This is a genomic window from Kitasatospora sp. NPDC057015, assembly GCF_042673745.1.
In the GTDB taxonomy this organism is placed as follows: Bacteria; Actinomycetota; Actinomycetes; order Streptomycetales; family Streptomycetaceae; genus Kitasatospora.
In genome coordinates this window covers 43,992-58,907 of sequence record NZ_JBHUSG010000040.1, presented here as the reverse complement: position 1 = coordinate 58,907, position 14,916 = coordinate 43,992, and the positions used below count along the sequence as shown (strand labels likewise).

Annotated in this window: 16 protein-coding genes; 6 read left to right on the top strand and 10 right to left on the bottom strand. The window is 75.4% G+C overall.

The window, feature by feature from the left end; all coding sequences use genetic code 11:
* Positions 1 to 31 precede the first annotated feature (31 nt).
* Positions 32 to 1,237: a phosphotransferase gene (locus ACFTWP_RS30000; protein ID WP_380268066.1), complete on the top strand. Its 1,206-nt coding sequence runs from the start codon at positions 32 to 34 to the stop codon at positions 1,235 to 1,237.
* Positions 1,238 to 1,313: 76 nt separating this feature from the next.
* Here the strand turns inward: ACFTWP_RS30000 and ACFTWP_RS29995 are convergent, their stop codons facing one another.
* The 3 genes from ACFTWP_RS29995 to ACFTWP_RS29985 form a co-directional block, all read right to left on the bottom strand.
* The gene (locus tag ACFTWP_RS29995) at positions 1,314 to 2,525 is read right to left on the bottom strand and encodes an acyl-CoA dehydrogenase family protein (protein WP_380268065.1); all 1,212 of its coding nucleotides are present in this window, start codon (positions 2,523 to 2,525) and stop codon (positions 1,314 to 1,316) included.
* A 342-nt stretch (positions 2,526 to 2,867) separates the two neighbouring features.
* A complete protein-coding gene (locus ACFTWP_RS29990) occupies positions 2,868 to 3,362 on the bottom strand; it encodes a hypothetical protein (protein WP_190212576.1) in 495 nt (164 codons plus the stop codon).
* 803 nt (positions 3,363 to 4,165) lie between these two features.
* A complete protein-coding gene (locus ACFTWP_RS29985) occupies positions 4,166 to 4,429 on the bottom strand; it encodes a DUF397 domain-containing protein (RefSeq protein WP_380268064.1) in 264 nt (87 codons plus the stop codon).
* Positions 4,430 to 4,873: 444 nt separating this feature from the next.
* Here ACFTWP_RS29985 and ACFTWP_RS29980 point away from each other — a divergent pair, with 444 nt between their 5' ends.
* Complete coding sequence (locus ACFTWP_RS29980; RefSeq protein ID WP_380268063.1) at positions 4,874 to 5,413, top strand: PTS-dependent dihydroxyacetone kinase phosphotransferase subunit DhaM; 540 nt, start codon at positions 4,874 to 4,876, stop codon at positions 5,411 to 5,413.
* Positions 5,414 to 5,681: 268 nt separating this feature from the next.
* Here the strand turns inward: ACFTWP_RS29980 and ACFTWP_RS29975 are convergent, their stop codons facing one another.
* From ACFTWP_RS29975 to ACFTWP_RS29965, 3 genes are all read right to left on the bottom strand, one after another.
* Positions 5,682 to 6,179, bottom strand: a complete 498-nt coding sequence (locus ACFTWP_RS29975) for an NUDIX domain-containing protein (protein ID WP_380268062.1) — start codon at positions 6,177 to 6,179, stop codon at positions 5,682 to 5,684.
* A gap of 94 nt (positions 6,180 to 6,273) precedes the next feature.
* Positions 6,274 to 6,909 carry a sugar transferase gene (locus ACFTWP_RS29970; protein ID WP_380268061.1) on the bottom strand — a complete coding sequence of 212 codons (636 nt, stop codon included), beginning with the start codon at positions 6,907 to 6,909 and terminating at the stop codon, positions 6,274 to 6,276.
* Between the two features lie 243 nt (positions 6,910 to 7,152).
* Positions 7,153 to 7,425: a hypothetical protein gene (locus ACFTWP_RS29965; protein WP_380268060.1), complete on the bottom strand. Its 273-nt coding sequence runs from the start codon at positions 7,423 to 7,425 to the stop codon at positions 7,153 to 7,155.
* Positions 7,426 to 7,734: 309 nt separating this feature from the next.
* Between ACFTWP_RS29965 and ACFTWP_RS29960 the strand changes: the two genes are divergently transcribed.
* Positions 7,735 to 8,850 carry a polysaccharide deacetylase family protein gene (locus ACFTWP_RS29960; RefSeq protein WP_380268059.1) on the top strand — a complete coding sequence of 372 codons (1,116 nt, stop codon included), beginning with the start codon at positions 7,735 to 7,737 and terminating at the stop codon, positions 8,848 to 8,850.
* A gap of 40 nt (positions 8,851 to 8,890) precedes the next feature.
* Here ACFTWP_RS29960 and ACFTWP_RS29955 read toward each other — a convergent pair whose 3' ends face one another.
* On the bottom strand, positions 8,891 to 9,682 hold the full coding sequence (locus tag ACFTWP_RS29955; RefSeq protein WP_380268058.1) for a glutamate racemase: 792 nt from the start codon (positions 9,680 to 9,682) through the stop codon (positions 8,891 to 8,893).
* 57 nt (positions 9,683 to 9,739) lie between these two features.
* Here ACFTWP_RS29955 and ACFTWP_RS29950 point away from each other — a divergent pair, with 57 nt between their 5' ends.
* Both ACFTWP_RS29950 and ACFTWP_RS29945 read left to right on the top strand, forming a co-directional pair.
* Positions 9,740 to 10,894, top strand: a complete 1,155-nt coding sequence (locus tag ACFTWP_RS29950) for a glycosyltransferase (protein WP_380268057.1) — start codon at positions 9,740 to 9,742, stop codon at positions 10,892 to 10,894.
* Positions 10,895 to 11,042: 148 nt separating this feature from the next.
* A complete protein-coding gene (locus ACFTWP_RS29945; protein WP_380268056.1) occupies positions 11,043 to 11,792 on the top strand; it encodes an SAM-dependent methyltransferase in 750 nt (249 codons plus the stop codon).
* Between the two features lie 87 nt (positions 11,793 to 11,879).
* Here the strand turns inward: ACFTWP_RS29945 and ACFTWP_RS29940 are convergent, their stop codons facing one another.
* Together ACFTWP_RS29940 and ACFTWP_RS29935 are read right to left on the bottom strand one after the other, a co-directional pair.
* On the bottom strand, positions 11,880 to 12,482 hold the full coding sequence (locus ACFTWP_RS29940) for a flavodoxin family protein (RefSeq protein WP_380268055.1): 603 nt from the start codon (positions 12,480 to 12,482) through the stop codon (positions 11,880 to 11,882).
* Between the two features lie 8 nt (positions 12,483 to 12,490).
* Complete coding sequence (locus ACFTWP_RS29935; protein ID WP_380268054.1) at positions 12,491 to 13,366, bottom strand: alpha/beta fold hydrolase; 876 nt, start codon at positions 13,364 to 13,366, stop codon at positions 12,491 to 12,493.
* Between the two features lie 87 nt (positions 13,367 to 13,453).
* Here ACFTWP_RS29935 and ACFTWP_RS29930 point away from each other — a divergent pair, with 87 nt between their 5' ends.
* Positions 13,454 to 14,077: a TetR/AcrR family transcriptional regulator gene (locus tag ACFTWP_RS29930; RefSeq protein ID WP_380268053.1), complete on the top strand. Its 624-nt coding sequence runs from the start codon at positions 13,454 to 13,456 to the stop codon at positions 14,075 to 14,077.
* 42 nt (positions 14,078 to 14,119) lie between these two features.
* On the opposite strand, the gene ACFTWP_RS29925 is transcribed toward ACFTWP_RS29930, so the two are convergent.
* A complete protein-coding gene (locus tag ACFTWP_RS29925) occupies positions 14,120 to 14,773 on the bottom strand; it encodes a thiol:disulfide interchange protein DsbA/DsbL (RefSeq protein ID WP_380268052.1) in 654 nt (217 codons plus the stop codon).
* Positions 14,774 to 14,916: the final 143 nt, after the last annotated feature.

The following is a 14,916-nucleotide window of genomic DNA, read 5'->3' as shown; positions in this document are numbered from 1 at the left end:
CCGACGGCAAGGAAGGGATCACCCACCCCTCATGTACTCCTCAGCGACCACGCCCGCCCCGACCGCCACCCGCCCCGCGCTGCGTCCCCCCACCGCGGCCGGCACCCGACCCGGCCCCAAGCCGGTGCCGCAGAGCCGCCCGGCGGCCCCCCGCGGCACCGACGCCCGCTCCACGGACGCCCGGGGCCAGGCCGGCCGCACCGCGCTGGGACTGCGCGCACCCGACGCCGCCCTGAACGGCGGCGCCCCGCGGCAGGCCCCGGTGCGGCCGGGTGAGCGGATGCTGCGCGGCCGGCCGGGTCAGCCCGTGGTCGCCGAGCGGATCGACCCGGCGGCCCTGCAGACCCCGGCGGTACGGGCCGCGCTGGCCGGCATCTCGCGGATATGTCCCGCGTTCACCCCGCGCCAGGTCCTGCGCGAGGGCAGCCGCCACATCCTGGTGGCGGGCACCATCGGGCGTGCTCCGGTGGTCGCCAAGTGCCTGGCGCCGCAGGCCGTCCGGGGTGACCAGTTCGACCAGCTGGTGGCGGACTTCCACCACGAGGTCGCGGTCTACCGGGCGTTCGTGCGCCACCGCCCGCCGGTCCGGCTGCCCCGACTGGTGGCGGCCGACCACGACCGCTGCGTCCTGGTGGTCGAGCGGGTGCCCGGGCGGCCCGCCGCCCGCGAGCGCCACCCCGTCAACGCGCCGACCCCGGGCGAGGTGCGGGCGATCCTCGGCGCGATCCGCACCCTCAACCTGTGGCGCCCGCCCACCGACGTGTTCCACACGCCGCTGGACTACCAGATGGAGATCGCCCGGTTCCACTCGGTGGGCCAGCTCACCGACCGGGACGCCGGCGACCTGCGCGGGCTGCTGCACGGCCTGAGCCACACCCCGCTGCAGCTCTGCCACGGCGACGCGCTGCTCAGCAACATGCTGCTGGCGCCGTCCGGTCCGGTGCTGGTCGACTGGGAGCAGGCCGGCTGGTACCTGCCCGGGTACGACCTGGCGGTGCTCTGGAGCGTGCTGTCCGGGGACACCGCGGCCCGCCGCCAGATCAGCCAGCTCGCGCAGTCGGGCGGCACCATGGCCAGGGACGCCTTCCTGGTCAACCTGGTCCTGGTCCTGATGCGGGAGATCCGGCTGTACGACGTTCCCGGTGCGGGCGAGGAGCAGCGGATCATGATCCGCCGGCTGTACGACGACGCCGCGCTGGCCCGCCGGGCCGTCCGCGCCGCGGTCGGCACCCGCTGACCGCAGGCCCGGGGGGCGAGCCGGCAGCCGGCTCCGTCGGGCGGTCCCGTTCAGGGGCCGCCCGGGCCCGGACCTCTCAGCCGCGGCCCGGTATGCGCTCCAGGGCGGCGCGCCCGGTCGCTTCGAGCACGGCGTCGTCCGCCGCGAAGTGCACCCGTCCGCTGAGCACGTCGCGCAGGTAGCGCTCCAGCGGGTGACGCCGGCTCAGTCCCGGGTTCCCGGTGAGCGCGACGGCCTGCTGCACGGCCGAGACGGCCGCCCGGGAGGCGAGCAGCTGGGCCGGGCCGGTGCGGGCCACGGCGTCCGGCTCGGCGCGGTCCACGCGCGGGGCGAGGCCGTGCACCAGCTCCTCCGCGCCGATCAGCAGTGCCTCGATCTCGCCGAGCGCGGTGCGGTAGCGCGGCAGGATGCCCAGCGGCTCGGTGAGGTTGGCGGGGGTGCGCTGGTTGAGGAAGCGCACCAGCCACTCCTGCGCGGATCTCGCCACCCCCAGGTACACGGCGGCGAGCGCCAGGTCGTGCCAGGCCCGGGTGAGCACGGCGGCCTCCCTGGCGCCCGGATTCTCCCGGTTGCCGAGGCCGAGGGCGAGCTCGGAGGGCACCCGGACGGCGTCCAGGACGACGTCGTGGCCCGCGCTCGCGCGCAGCCCCAGCTGGTCCCAGGTCGGGTCCACCTCGATGCCGGCGCTGTCGCCGCGGACGAGGAAGGTGCCGACCCGCGGCGCCGGTTCGTCGGTGCGGGCGGTCACGGCCATCCAGGCGAGCGCCTCGGCGCCGGTGCAGTACGTCTTGCGGCCGGTGAGCAGCCAGCCGTCGCCGTCCCGGCGGGCCACGGTGTTCGGCACGCCGGTCGGCTGGCCCGGTTCGGCCCGCAGGGTGTTCACCAGCGCCGGGCCGCGGCGGGACTCGGTGAGCAGCCTCCGGTACCCGGCGGTCGGCCAGCCGCCGGCCCGCGCCTGTTCGGCGTGCTGGAGCAGGGTGAAGGCGGTGAGGACCGCCACCGAGGCGTCGCCACGTCCGAGTTGGGCCAACACCCGTACGGTTTCGGCCAAGCTTGCGCCGGCTCCGCCGAACCGCCGGCCGACCGTCAGGGTGAGCAGCCCGGCCTCATGCGCGGCCTCGATCCCCTGGTAGGGGAAGGTGGCGTCGCGGTCGTGCTCCTCCGCGCGGGCGGCCAGCAGGTCGACGACCCGGGGCAGCCGGGCGAACGCCTCGGCCAGCAGGGCGGGGTCACCGCCGGCCGGGGCCGGGAGGTCGGCGGGTGACTGGTCGGCGGGTGTGGTGGTCATGATGCGGTGCCTCCGGGCGGGCAGCGTGGCTCGGCAGAATGCGGGCGGCACGCTCTACGCGCGTGCGGGAACCGGATGCGGCGGCCCGGGACGGCCTCGTCACGAGGATCCCCGGAGGATCAGGGCAGACTGGTCGATTCCAGCCGATCCCGAACCGCCGCGGGGGGACGAACCCCCCTCATCTGCCCGGACACGCCGCGCTGGCGGTCCGCCCCAGGTCGAGATAGCTGCGACGGGTCAGCAGGGGCAGACGGCACGACATGCTCGCGACTGTACGAAGCGATGATCGAAACCGTCAAGCACACCCCGGCCCGGAGGCCGGCCGAGCGACGAACGGCGCGGTCAGCCCTGCTGGAACATGTCGGCCGGCAGCGGCTTGAGCAGCTGGTAGAGATCGTCCGAAATCGGCCGGTCCCAGGAGGCGATGGTGACCTGCACCCCGTCGCTGCGCCCGAACTGCGAGCAGAACACCCGCTCCTCGCTGACCTTGACCTTCTTCACGATCAACAGGTCGTCCCCGAGCATGACGGGAAAGTCCTCGGCGGAGACGAAATCCACCGGCTCGTTGTTCTCCAGGGCGGCGAGCAACTGGCGGACCTCGAAGGGCACGCTGTCCCCGGTGTCGCGGGCCGGCGAGTTCTCGGGCAAATTCCCGATGAACATTGCGGGGCCCCGGCCGCCGAAGAGGTCGTAGCGAAGGAAGATCCCCTGGCAGGAGCCGTCGGGGCCGGCCATCATGGCGGCGCCGAAATCACCGGGCCAGTCGCCCGGATCCATCGCGAGCACGTCGAAGTCCGGGCCTGCGGGCTGGCCGGAGCGACGGCGGAGAAAAGACATGGCAACATCGTACGTGCCCGGCACACCACGTTCACGAGGTGGGTCGGACGGCGGGTGGAGATCCACGCTCAGAGACCAATGTTGACTCTGAGCAACCGTCCGGGCTACGTTCGGTTCAGCACGACAGCCGTTCTGGGTTCCATCCTCCGGGGAGCGGTCTGTCGCAACGCGGCCCCACACGCGTATCCCTCACTGTGCACACCGTCGTGCCGAACAGCAGAGCACCCAGCTTCGCGATCGCCGCACACAGCAGCTGCACGCACAAGCCGACAACCACCAGCACGAAGATCCGGTGCTGGCACACATACCAGGTTCGCGGGGCCCAGGCCCGTCGCACTCGCGGATCTGCCCGGGACTCCGCCGCGTGGGGGCGTGCGGGCCCCGGGCAAACCGGAGCCGTACTTCCGAGTAGCTCTCGGATGTCCGGATCCATCCTCCCTGCGACTGCCGACCCTCAGCGGGGTCGGGACCGGCCGACGCACCTTGGTGTGATGGGGATTCATCGGGAGGAGCCCGGCGTCGCCGCCGGGGAGCACAGCAGGCGCCGTGTCTGGCCGCGTGGGGGCGGTGGGCACGGCGTCTGCCTGCTCTTACTCTGAATCGACTTTGTCGAACAGTCAACGGAAATTATGACGTGTCGGCATCAACCGGGCCGCAGCTCGGTCACGACGTCGTTCCGCCGCCGTTCCACGCCGGTTTTGGTGGCGTTTGCGGCTTGTTCGGCCGCTCGCCCCGCCCGGGCCGGGCGAAGACGGCCCGGGAGGCCGGCCGCTCGTGGACGGGCCTCCCGGGGGCGGGACGCCTCAGGTCAGGTCGAACTCGCCGTCGCGGGCGCCGAGCACGAAGGCCCGCCACTCCCCCGGCGTGAACACCAGCACCGGCCCGTCCTGCTGACGTCCGTCCCGCATCGCGATGTACCCGTCGACGAAGGCGATCTGCACGTCCCCGACTCCCTGGCTGCTGGACTGCCAGACCGCCCCCGCCAAGTCCAGGCGGGGCTTCTGTCCGTTCGCGAGGACCTCCGTCGACCCGGCCGTCTCCACGCTCGTACCGCTGTTGGCTGCCACTGCTGTCTCCTCCCGACGTCGTCCGGCAGCCAGCGTAACCAGGCCGGCCGGTCCGGACCCCGCTGTCGGCCGGGACTCCTCCGACCGGGGCGCGCATTCGCGACCCTGCTGCGGCCGGACCGCCGCCTGTGCTACGACGCGCGGGGCGGGGACTCCTGACGGGGTGGCAGGTGGCAAGTGGCAGTGGACGGGGTGGCGGGTGGACGGGTGAACGACGACAGGTGGCCGAAGGGTCGTCAGGGTGGGCCGGGAAGGCGAACACACGGGCCCGGTTCAGCCCGCCGGGCCCGACCGGCTGACAGAGTGAGGGAGAGCACCCACCAGCACCCCGCTCCGCCGCGCCACCCGCCCGCTCCGCCACGGCCCACCCCCGGTACGACGACCCGGCCGGCCCGACACCCCTCGCCCGACAGCCCCGCTCACCCGTTTCCCCAGGAGCAGCCGATGAGCCGCCGGGACGGCACCCGCGCCGACGTCATCCCCATCTCCGACGCACCCTCGGCCCACACCCCGGCCCCTCGCGCGCCGACCTCCCCCGCCAAGGTCCCCAAGCCGGCCCCGGGCCGGCCTCCGGCGCACGGCAGGGTCGGGGTCGTCCTGGTCTCGCACAGCGAGGAGCTGGCCAGCGCGGCCGGCGCCCTGGCCAGGGCCCTGGCCGGATCCGACAGCCCGGCCCCGGTGGCGACCACCGGCGGCGGACTCGCGGACGGCCCCGGGATCAGCGCGGTGCTGGTCGCCGCCGCCACCCGCCGGGTCGACCAGGGCCACGGGGTGGTGGTGCTCGCCGACCTGGGCGGCGCGGTGGGCACCGTCCGGGCCCTGCTCGCCGCGGCGGACGAGCACGGGCTGCCCTTCCCCGTACGGTTCGCGGACGCGCCGTTCGTGGAGGGCGCGGTCGCCGCCGTGGCCACCGCCACCGCCGGCGGGGACCTCTCGGCCGTCCTGGACGCGGCGGAGGAGGCTTACCGGCAGCGCAAGGACTGAGCCGAGGAGGCCTGCCGGCAGCGCGAGGACCGAGCGGCCCGGGCGACGGTGGCGGCCCGCGGGCGGACCGGGAGGTGCAGGGACCTACAGGTGTCCGCGAACACCCCCACGCATGGTGATGGCGCGGCTACCATCCGCACACGGGTCCGACACTGCCGGGTCGCGGCGGGAGCGGCGGGAGGGGGGCTCCTCGGCCGTGCGTGCGCTCCGCACCGGCGGCGTCGTGCCGCGTCCGGGCCGGCGGGGCCCCGGGCCCGTCCGGCGGACCCTAGCCGACCAGCTCCTGCGGGCTCCCGTCCAGGACGAAGGCGGTCTCCCCCTTGCACTCCAGCGCCTGCACCAGCCGGTTGAGGATCCGCGGCTCCAACTCGGGCAGCGCGTCCGGCTCGAACCAGCGGATGTCCAGCGACTCGTCGTCGTTGACCCGCGGTTCACCGCTCACCACCCGGCAGCGGAAGGTGAGTTCGAGGTACTGGCTGCGATCGCCGTTGGGGTACTCCAGCATCGGTGAGACGGTGACCGAAGCCAGCACCTCGGGCACGACCACCACCGCGGCCTCCTCGAAGACCTCCCGGACCAGCCCCTCGGCGGGCTGCTCCCCCGGGTCGAGGATGCCGCCGATCAGCGACCACCGCCGGTCGTCCGCCCGCTGGCCGAGCAGGACGCGACCGTCGTCCCCGACGATCACGGCCGCGACGCCGCTCAGCCAGAGCGGCCGGGTGCCCACGAAGGAGCGGAGTTCCACGAGAAACTGAGGAATTGCCATGCCCGAACCCTACGCCGCGCCCGCCCGGCCCGATCGCCGCCACGGCCGCCGCCCGGCAGCCGGCCGGGCCGAACCACGGGGGCCGGGCCGCCGGTCAACAGCGCGGCCGGGTGCCCTCCGCGGCGCCGGCGCCCTGCGGGGGCGTGCACGGCGGATCGACGGGCGCCCCGGGCGGGGGCGGCCCGCCCGCCGCCCGACTGTCTCCCGGGCGCAGCAGCGCCCGTCCGGCGAGGGCCAGAATGCGCAGGTCGAGCCGGGTCGACCGGTGCTCGACGTACCAGAGGTCGAATGCGAGGCGCTGGTCCGCGGTGAGCGGCTCGCGGGCGCCGACCTGGGCCCAGCCGGTCAGGCCGGGCCGGACGGCGAGCCGGTCGCGGTGCCCGGGCGAGAGCCGGACAGCCCGCTCGGGGAGGGTGGGACGGGGGCCGACGACGCCCATCTCACCGCGGACGACGTTCCAGAGCTGGGGGAGTTCCACCAGGCCGGTGCGACGGAGCAGGCCGCCCAGGCGGGTGCTCCGGGCGGCCTCCGGTTCGCCGGGGAAGCGGGCGTCGCGCAGGGTGCGGAACCGCAGCAGTTCGAACTCGCGCCCGTGCCGCCCGAGCACCGTCCGGCGGACCAGCACCGGTCCGCCCGTGGTCCCGCGGAGCAGCAGGGCGATCAGCAGGCCCAACGGGATCGCACTGACGGCGGCCACCGAGATGACCGCCAGGTCGCCCGCTCGTCTCACCCGTGCCTCCCCTGCCGCCCGGTGTGCGGCGGCTCGATGTGCGGTGAACCGGTGTGCGACGGCTCGGTGGGCGACGCCCCCGTCGGCCCGGGGCCCGGGCGGGCGCCGGCGCCGGACGACCTCACGGTAGGGGAGCCGTGTCGGTGCCGCCCGGGACGTGCGCACACCGGAGGACTTCGGCCGGAACCCGCCGACCCACGCCGCCCGGAGGCGGGATGCGGCCCGTCCGGGCCGGGGCCGGGATCAGAGAGTGGCGCCGCGCCCGTGCCGCAGCACGGTGAAGGCGATCCGGCCGAGCAGCAGCACCCCGGCCGCCAGGCAGCCGGCCACGGCCATCACCCAGGCCGGGCCGTCGGTGTCGGGCACCGCCACGGCGACGACGATCCCCACGGCGAGGCAGGCGAGCCCGACCACGGTCAGCGGTAGCTGGTGGCGGTGCAGGGCCCCGCCGCTCCAGAGCCGGGCCGCCCGCGAGGCCGGCGGGGTCTGAAAATGATCACGGTCCGCGTCTGCCATGAGACCCAAGGTACATCCGCCCGGCCGGTGGAGCAGCCCCTGCGCCCCGGGGGCTTCCCGGGGTGTCGGCGCCGCCCTCGCGCACCGCGGCGGCGGATCCGAAAAATCGGGCATCGAACGGTACAACCATCCACGGGGCGTATCGGTCTCCCCTACATCAAGCGATCCAGGAGCCGTCCAGGGTGCGGGTTGGGAGTCCCCGCCGTGGACCGGAGAACCAGGGGGCGGAGCCGCCGCGCCCGGGTGTCGGAGGCCGGGCTCAGTCCTCCGACGGTACCGCCACGCCGCATGGGCGATCGAGGGGGAACCGTGCCGCAGTCCCAGACCACCAGCGTCAGAACCCTGCCGTCGGCATTCGGGCCGCTCGGCCAGTCCTGCCTGCCCGGCGCACCGGGCCGGGCCCGCCCGGGCGGGCCGCCGGTCGGCGGGATCAGGACGGATCCGGCCCGCCCGCGCGGCGCCGGGCCGGCCCTGCGGCCGGGGCCGGCCGCCGCCGAACAGGACGCGCCGCACCCGGGCCGCCCCGGCGACTGGCTGCGCTTCGCGCCCGTCCAGCCGCTGTTCCGGGCCCGGGCCGCCCAGCGGCTGGCCGTGCTCGCCTACCACGGCGTGACCGACCCCCGCTCGTTCGGCGCGCAGCTGGACCGGCTGCGGCGGCTGGCGGTACCGGTGTCCCTGGAGGCCGTCCAGCGGGCCGTGGCCGAGCGGCGGCCGCTGCCGCCGCGCAGCGTGCTGATCACCTTCGACGACGCCGACCGCAGCGTGCTGACCCACGCGCTGCCCGAACTCACCGCCCGGGGCATCCCGGCCGCGGCGTTCGTGATCTCCGAGCTGATCGGGACGGACCGGCCGTTCTGGTGGCACGAGGCGGCGTTCCTCGCCCGGCACGGCGGCCGCGCCCGCTCGCTCTGCACCGACCACCCGTCCCAGCTGCTCCCCCGGCTCAAGTCGCTGCCGGACCCGGACCGCCGCCGCAGCCTGCAGGAGCTGCGGGTCAGCGCCGACCGCCGCCCGCCCGGCCAGGACCAGCTCACCCCGGAGGACCTGCTGGCCCTGCGCGACGGCCGGGTGGCGATCGGCAACCACACCCAGGGGCACCCGTGTCTGGGCCGCTGCGACGACGCGACCGTACGGGACGAGATCACCGGCGCCCACGAGGCGCTGACCCGCTGGCTGGGCGAGCCGCCGGTGGCGTTCGCGTACCCCGACGGGGGCCACGACCCGCGGGCTGAGGCGGTGCTCGACGAGTTGGGCTACCGGCTCGGCTTCCTGTCCGACCACCGGCTCGGGCCCCGGCTGCCGGGGCACCCGCTGCAGATCAGCCGCCTGCAGGTGGACTCCACGACCAGCGCCCGCCGCTTCGACACCATCCTGTCCGGGCTGGAACCCGCCTACCGGCGCTGGCGCGGCCAGTCGGTGGCCTGACCGCAACGGGCCGGGCACGCCTGGCCGGGCCGGCGGTGGCTCAGACCCGGCCGAGCCGGGCCGGGGCCGCCACCAGCCGGCCCTCGGGATAGCGGGCGGCGACGGCGTCCAGGGTGGAGACCCGGCCGCCGTGCAGGACGGTGAGGCTGCCCGTGCCGGTGGCGGCGCCCCGGCCCGCGTCGGCGATCCGGCGCAGCGCCTGGGCGGCGACCGCGTCGGCCGAGCCGTGCAGGGTGAGGTCCGGGGCGGCGGTGGGCGCGACGGCGGCCCGGATCCGCTCGCCGAGGAACTCGTAGTGGGTGCAGCCGAGGACGATCGCGGCGGTCCCGGCCGGGGTCCGGGCGGCGGCCGCCGCGACGGCGGCGTCGATCGCCTCGTCGTCGGCGCGCTCCACCGCGTCCGCCAGGCCCGGGCAGGCCACCTCGGTGACGGTCGCCCGGCCGCCGAAGTCACGGATCAGGCCCCGCTGGTAGGGGCTGCCGGTGGTGGCCGGAGTGGCCCAGATCGCGACCGGTCGCCCGGCCGCGGCGGCCGGCTTGATCGCCGGGACGGTGCCGATGACCGGCAGTCCCGGTTCGAGCTCCGCCCGCAGTGCCTCCAGCGCGTGGACGGAGGCGGTGTTGCAGGCGACCACCAGCGCGTCCGGCTCGTACGCCGCGGCCGCCCGCGCACAGGCGAGCGCGCGCGCCCTCAGATCCGCGGGCGTACGCGGGCCCCAGGGCATGCCGTCCGGGTCGGAGGAGAGCACGAGGTCCGCGTCGGGACGAAGGACGCGCAGTGCGGCGGCCGCCGCCAACAGGCCGATACCGGAGTCCAGCAGTGCGATCTTCACGGGGAACGACTCTAGTCGATCCACCCCCGGCGGCCTCCGGTGCGGCAGACTGCCCGGGTGACAGTCCTGCTCTGGGTCTCCGTGCTCTCCCTGCTGGTCTGGCTCTGGCTGACCTGCTGCCACGGCTTCTTCTGGCGCACCGACGTGACCCTGCCGGAGCGCCGACCGCCCGCCCGCTGGCCGGGCGTGGCGATCGTCGTACCGGCCCGGGACGAGGCCGAGGTGCTGCCGCTCAGCCTGCCGAGCCTGCTGGCCCAGAAGTACCCGGGACGGGCCCGGGTGATCCTGGTGGACGACCACAGCACCGACGGGACGGGCGCGCTCGCGACGGCCCTCGCCACTCCCGACGGGCTGCCGCTCACCGTGACGGTGCCTCCCCCGCTGCCGGCCGGCTGGACGGGCAAGCTCTGGGCGCTGCGGCACGGTGTCGAACTGGCCCGCGCGGAGCCGGAGGCCGGCGCTCCCGAGTACCTGCTGCTCACCGACGCGGACATCGCGCACGGCCCGGAGTCGCTGGCCGAGCTGGTGGCGGCGGCCGAGAGCGCGGGGCTGGACCTGGTCTCGCAGATGGCCCGGCTGCGGGTGAGCACCCGGTGGGAGCGGCTGATCGTCCCCGCCTTCGTCTACTTCTTCGCCCAGCTCTACCCGTTCCGCCGCAGCAACCGCCCGGGCAGCCGGACGGCGGCGGCGGCCGGCGGCTGCTCGCTGGTGCGGCGCGAGGCCCTGGAGCGGGCCGGCGGGGTGGCCGCGATCCGCGGCGCGGTGATCGACGACGTGTCGCTGGCCCGGGCGGTGAAGGCCAGCGGCGGCCGGATCTGGCTGGGCCTGGCCGAGCAGGTCGACAGCGTCAGGCCGTATCCCCGGCTGGCGCAGCTGTGGCGGATGGTCTCGCGCAGCGCGTACGCGCAGCTGCGGCACTCGCCGGTGCTGCTGCTGGGCACCGTCCTGGGCCTGACGCTGGTGTACCTGGTGCCGCCGGCCGCCGCGGTGGCCGGCCTGGCGGCGGGGCGACCGGCGGTGGCGGCGGCGGGCGGCGCGGCCTGGGCGCTGATGGCGGGGACGTACCTGCCGATGCTGCGCTACTACGGGCAGCCCGCGTCGGCCGCGCCGCTGCTGCCGTTCACGGCCTTCCTCTACCTGGCGATGACGGTCGACTCGGCGGTTCAGCACTGGCGCGGACGGGGTGCGGCCTGGAAGGGCCGGACGTACTGACCGGGGCGCCGGGCCGGGCCGCACCGGACGCCCCGACGGGCCGGCCCCTCCCGAGCGCGGGACGAGGGCCGTCCGGGCGGCGGGACGAGGTTTGTTCGAGCGCGCGAAGGGCCTGACGCATCCGGCCGGTGTGGGCGACACTGACCGGATGGACCGCCAGACGATCTCGCGAATCGCCCACACCCACCACGCGATCGCCGCGCCGCTGGGCGACGAGGCGGTGGCCCGGCTGATCGGCCGCGCCGCGCGGGCCGAGGCCGGGCGGGTCCTCGACCTGGGCTGCGGGGAGGCCGCCTGGCTGCTGCGGATCCTGGCCGCGAAGCCGGACTGGCAGGCCGTCGGGGTCGACCTGGACGCCGACGCGCTGACCCGGGCCCGGCGGACCGCGCAGGCCATGGGGTTGGAGCGGCGGATCGGCCTGCACCACCTGGACGCCCGGCGGTTCGTCACCCGGGAGCCGTTCGACCTGGTGCTGAGCGTCGGCGCCGCGCACGCGTTCGGCGGGCTGCTACCCACGCTCGCGGCCGCCGCGCAGGTGCTGGCTCCCGGCGGGCGGCTGCTGGTGGGCGACGGCTTCTGGGAGCGCGAGCCGTCCCCGGCGGCGCTGGAGGCGCTGGAGGCGTCCCGCGCGGACTACACCGACCTGGCCGGCACCCTGGACGGGGTGGTGGCGGCGGGGTGGACGCCCGTCCACGGCCATGTCAGCAGCCTCCAGGAGTGGGACGACTACGAGCTGTCCTGGACGGGCTCGCTGGCCGAGTGGGCCCTGGACCGTCCGGACCACCCGGACGCCGCGGCGGCGCGCGAGGCGGCGCAGGTGCACCGGGCCGAGTGGCTGCACGGCTACCGGGGGACGCTCGGCTTCGTCACGCTGCTGCTGCGGCGCACCGCGGACTGATCCGCGGGCCGCGGCCGGCCCCACCGGCCGTACCCGCGGATGCGGCCGGTGGGGCTGGGGATCCCCCGTAGGGGTCCGGGCGCGGGATCAGACGGCGGCGCTGAGCAGGGCGTCGCCGGCCGTGATCCGCTGGGCCTGCTCGGCGACCCGGCGGCCGAGGTGCTCGGCGGTCGCGAGGTCCGAGGGGTGCATCTGGTCGGCGCCCTGGTCGCCGTTGGACTGCGCGGCGGCGCCGAGCCAGAAGCCGAGCCGGTTGAGGTCCTGGTCCGAGGCGGTGCTGCGGTTCCATCCGGGCAGCAGGCCGAGGCTGACCCAGGTCATCCCGTGCTGGGCGGCGAAGATCGACAGCGACTGCAGCGCGTTGAGCTTGTCGCCGCTCATCGCGCCGGAGTTGACGAAGCCGGCGGCGAGCTTGTTCCGCCAGGCCTGCTCGGCCCAGCGGCCGCTGGTCAGCTCGACGAAGGTGCGGAACCCGGCGGAGACGTCGCCCAGGTAGGTGGGCGAGCCGAAGACGACGGCGTCGGCCGCGTCCAGCAGGGCCCAGTCCTGCTCGGTGATCTCGTCCACCGCGATCAGGTGGGCGGTGCTGCCGGGCACCTCGGCGGCGCCGCGCGCGACGGCCTCGGCCTGCCGTGCCGTGTGGCCGAAGCGGCTGTGGTAGGCGACGACGACGGAGATCTCGTGGGACATGTCGGTCCTTACTTCTGGGTGCGGTCGAGGAAGTCGGCGATCAGCGGCGCGATCTCGGGGAGGTTCTCCTCCAGCGCGAAGTGGCCGGTGTCGAAGAGGTGCAGCTCGGCGCCGGGCACGTCGCGCAGGTAGGCGCGCGCCCCCGCCTCGGTGAAGAAGGCGTCGCCGCGGCCCCAGACGATCAGCGTCGGCGGCTGGGCGGTGCGCAGCCACTCCTGCCAGGCGGGGTAGAGGTCGAGGTTGGCGTGGTAGTCCAGGGCGAGTTCGACCTGGATGTCCTTGCGGCCGGGCAGGTCGAGGAAGTGCTGGTCGAGCGTCCAGCCGTCGGGCGCGACGGCCTGCGGGTCGGTGGTGCCGCCCTCGTACTGCCCCCGGGTCACCTCCAGGGTGAGCAGCTCGCGCACCCGCTCCGGGGCGCCCGCCACGCCGGGGCGGTTGGCGATGAACGCACGGGCCAGGTCGGAGAGGCCCTCCTCGTACGCGTTGCCGTTCTGGACCACCAGTCCGGTGATCCACTCCGGGTGGCGGGTGGCCAGCCGCAGGCCCACGGGGGCGCCGAAGTCGAAGACGTACATCGCGAAGCGGTCCAGTCCGAGCTGCCGGCAGAAGCCCTCCAGCACGTCCGCCAGGCCGTCGAAGCGGTAGCGGAAGTCGGCGGGTGCCGGGCTGTCGCTGTGGCCGAAGCCGGGGTAGTCCGGGGCGATCAGCCGGAACCGGGTGCCGAGCGCGTCTAGCAGGCGGCGGAACTGGTGGGAGGCGGACGGGAACCCGTGCAGCAGCAGCAGGACCGGTGCGTCGACGGGCCCGGCCTCGCGGTAGAAGATCCGCAGTCCGCCGACCTCGGCGTAGCGGTGCCTGATGTGTGGAATTGCCGGTTCGGTCATGTGTGAGACGCTCCCCCTAAAGCGGACCGGAGTTCGGTTAACCTGATGGTGGCAGACCCGGCCACGCAAACACAACAGGAGTTTCATTTGTCTCACACCGTGGAGGGCGGGCCCGGCTCGGTGCGCCCCGGCGGCCGGACCGCCCGCACCCGGGCCGCCGTGCTCGCCGCGACCCGGGCCGAACTCGTCGAGACCGGCCTGGCCCGCATGACGGTGGAGAAGGTCGCGGTCCGCGCCGGGGTCGCCAAGACCACCGTCTACGCCCGCTGGCGCGACATCTCCGGCCTGATCGTCGACCTGCTCTCCGAACTGACCCTCCGCACCGTCCCGGTGCCCGACACCGGGTCGCTGGAGGGCGACCTGCGGCAGGTCGCCCGGAGCCTGCTGGCCCTCTTCCGCTCCGAGCCCGACCGGGTGACCTTCGAGGCCGTCCTCGCCACCGCCCTCCAGGACGCGCGGGCCAGGGCGGCCCTCTCGGCCTTCTACGTCTACCGGCTCGACGCCACCGCCGAGCTCGTCGACCGAGCTCTGGCCCGCGGCGAGGTCCCGCCGGGAACGGACCGGCTGGAGGTGGTCAGGACGCTGTCCTCGACCTTCTACTACCGGACGTTCTTCACCGGCGAGCCGGTCACCGAACAGGACGCCGACCGCACGGCGGCGGTAGCGGCGCACGCCGCGAAGGCGGGACTGCTGGTGACACCGGCCCCCTGAGCCCGGCGGCACGGCACCGGGCACCCGCCCCGCACCACCGGATCAGCCCTGTTCGACGAGCCGGTCCAGCACGGCGGGCATCTCGCGGACGCCGCCGGCCGCGGTCGGCGAGGTGCGGTAGCGGCCCTGGACGACCACGCTCGGCAGCTCGTCGATCTCGTAGCGCCGCAGCAGCTCCGCCGCCTCGGAGACCTGCCGGTCGGTCCCGGCCGAACGGTAGGCGGACCGGAACGCCCCCTCGTCGACGCCCTGGCGCACGGCCCAGGCGGTCGCCGCCTCCTCCGAGCGCAGGTCCTCCCGGCTCTCGCGGACCGAGCGGTAGACCGCGGACTGGAGGCGCTCCACCTCGCCCAGCCCGTCCAGCGCGTAGTACAGCCGGGCCAGGCCCTGCTGCCCCTGCTCGCCGGGGCTCCCCGGCCAGACCGCCGGCACCCGGCGCAGCGCGACGTCGGCCTGGTGGCGCCGGGCCCAGTCCTGCAGCGGTTGCTCCAGCTGCTGGGAGTGGACGCAGTCGTACGAGAAGAACTCCACCGCCTCCACCCGGGCCGCCTCGCGGACCGGCTGGGGATGCGCCAGCTGGACGTAGGGGTGCCCCTCGGCGGCGGGCTGGTGGGTGGCGGCGCCGGCCTGGACCGGACAGGCGGCCAGACCGGTGGCGACGGTGAGCAGGACGGCGGAGCGCAGCAGCGATTTCACCCGGGCAGTCTGGCGCCGACCGTGCGTTACCGACCAGTCACTCCGGGGAGCGGCGGCGCCGGTTAGCCCGGACGGCCCAGCGGACCCGACCACCCACCCCGACCGCCCGCCCCAGCCGCCCACCACAGCCGCCCACCACAGCC